The sequence below is a fragment of the Vibrio nigripulchritudo ATCC 27043 genome, assembly GCF_000222685.1.
Classification (GTDB): Bacteria; Pseudomonadota; Gammaproteobacteria; order Enterobacterales; family Vibrionaceae; genus Vibrio; species Vibrio nigripulchritudo.
Genome location: NZ_AFWJ01000195.1, coordinates 1 through 1,704 on the forward strand (window position 1 = coordinate 1; position 1,704 = coordinate 1,704).

3 protein-coding genes and 1 pseudogene are annotated in these 1,704 nt (G+C 45.0%); 1 reads left to right on the top strand and 3 read right to left on the bottom strand.

The window, feature by feature from the left end; all coding sequences use genetic code 11:
- The 3 genes and pseudogenes from RH89_RS14835 to RH89_RS14845 all read right to left on the bottom strand — a co-directional run.
- Nucleotides 1-184, bottom strand: a pseudogene (locus RH89_RS14835) (TVP38/TMEM64 family protein); the annotation flags it as partial.
- 14 nt (nt 185-198) lie between these two features.
- A complete protein-coding gene (locus RH89_RS14840) occupies nt 199-627 on the bottom strand; it encodes a DUF2141 domain-containing protein (protein WP_038146197.1) in 429 nt (142 codons plus the stop codon).
- A gap of 2 nt (nt 628-629) precedes the next feature.
- Nucleotides 630-1,358 (bottom strand): SDR family oxidoreductase, encoded by a 729-nt coding sequence (locus RH89_RS14845; RefSeq protein WP_004403553.1) that lies wholly within the window; start codon nt 1,356-1,358, stop codon nt 630-632.
- A gap of 91 nt (nt 1,359-1,449) precedes the next feature.
- Here RH89_RS14845 and RH89_RS14850 point away from each other — a divergent pair.
- Nucleotides 1,450-1,704 (top strand): Crp/Fnr family transcriptional regulator (locus RH89_RS14850; RefSeq protein WP_004403555.1); only part of this gene is annotated, 255 nt, incomplete at its 3' end.

The following is a 1,704-nucleotide window of genomic DNA, read 5'->3' on the forward strand; positions in this document are numbered from 1 at the left end:
CAACAAACAGATCGGCGAACAATAACAATACGTTGTGCCCCACGTAAATAGGAGATAGCGACTGAGCATAGGTTAGCCAACCTTCGATCTGCTCGACACTCAAAACTCCAGCGACTTTTAAAATAATGAAGGTAGAGGCAAACGCTAATGCCACAACAAACATGATTCGGATGAGTGCTTTCATTTTTTACTCTCCTGTTATGGATAAACAACTTGAATTGAAACACCAGAGCTGAACTCTTCGCGCTCTAAGCGGGATTTTCGATAAATCGGAGCACCCGTTAACGTGATTTTCTGTTCCTTTGAAAATCCAAGCCCTTCAGCGGGGTAAATGCCTGTCCAGTTTTTAGTGACCTTTCCGTTCTGGTCTTCGTCGTGCAGCACCTTGATGGCGATCTCTTGCTGAGGGATCTCGAACTCAAAAGTCATGGTTGGCTTAAGCTCCGTTTTGATTTGCCTTTGCAGGGCTTGTTCATGTTTTTTCGGGAACCCCTGCTCTCCAAAGATAAACACAATGACATTGCCTCCCCGGCTGGTTTCGATACCCGTCACTTCAATCTCTACACTATTCGCTTCAAATATAGCACTCATGATCCCGACTCCTATTGCTACGGTTTTCTTGTTCATCTTTACGCTCTCTTCATTAGATTGGCGGCGGCGTTGGGTGATAAACGCATTAACCAACGAAGCATTTTCACTTTGCCTATGTCGTTATCTTCGATCTGTCTTTCGATTCCACTAATCAGCCTTTGGGCAGCGTCTTCCGAGGTGAGTTTTCCGCTCCCTCGCCCATCGGTCATTTTGGTTTCCACTAGAGGCATTAACGCCTGGAGCACTCTTACGTTAGTGCCTTCTAACTGATACCGAAGCGATTGCGAGAATGAATTGAGTGCGCTTTTTGTCGCACAGTAAACCGCAGACGTCGTTTTAGGCATTAAACCTAACCCGGAGTTAACATTGAGAACCACAGCTGAAGCGGATGACATCAGCGAAGGCAGTAGCAGCGACGTTAGGCAGCATATGGAAGTAAAGTTTGTGGTGATCTCTTTCTGGATATTTTCGTAACGAAAATCTGAGCTAATAAAGCTAGGGGTAAACTGAACGGCAGCATTGTTGATCAACACATCAATGGTCGGATGTTCATTTGATATTGCACTGGCAACCCATTCAACTGAAGCAATGTCAGACAACTCAGCCTGATAGGTTTTTACGTTAAGGCTTGATTCAATCTGGGACAGCTTTGCGGAATCTCGCCCAATAACGATCACCTCATTGCGGGTTGCAAGTGACTTAACAACGTCAAGCCCAATGCCAGAGGTTCCCCCTGTAATCACTATTTTTTTATTCGTTAGCTCCATGAACTTCTCCCTTTCAGGTTATTAAGTTAGTCTTTCTGAAAAGGACTTTAGAGCGTTTGGATAGGGTCAGCGTTAACCCGGGTTAAAAGCGATGAATTTTTTTGAGTTTGTAGAAAAGTACGGAACAGAAGTAATTAAAGAAGAAGGAGAGCACCTGTTCAGACAAGGTGACTCCGACGGCAGCATGTACATCATTCAGGAAGGCATGTTGAAAGCCTATTATGTTACTGCCGAGGGGAAGGAATCGGTGAAGTCGTTTTTAATCGAAGGAGATGTAATTGGTAGTATGTCTGCCACCTACGCCAGGCTGCAAAACACCTTTAGCCTGATTACGCTGACTCCATGC

What these genes read in the sequence shown, in the direction of transcription:
- RH89_RS14840 (WP_038146197.1), bottom strand. Translation starts at nt 627, where the DNA reads ATGAACAAGAAAACCGTAGCAATAGGAGTCGGGATCATGAGTGCTATA.
- RH89_RS14845 (WP_004403553.1), bottom strand. Translation starts at nt 1,358, where the DNA reads ATGGAGCTAACGAATAAAAAAATAGTGATTACAGGGGGAACCTCTGGC.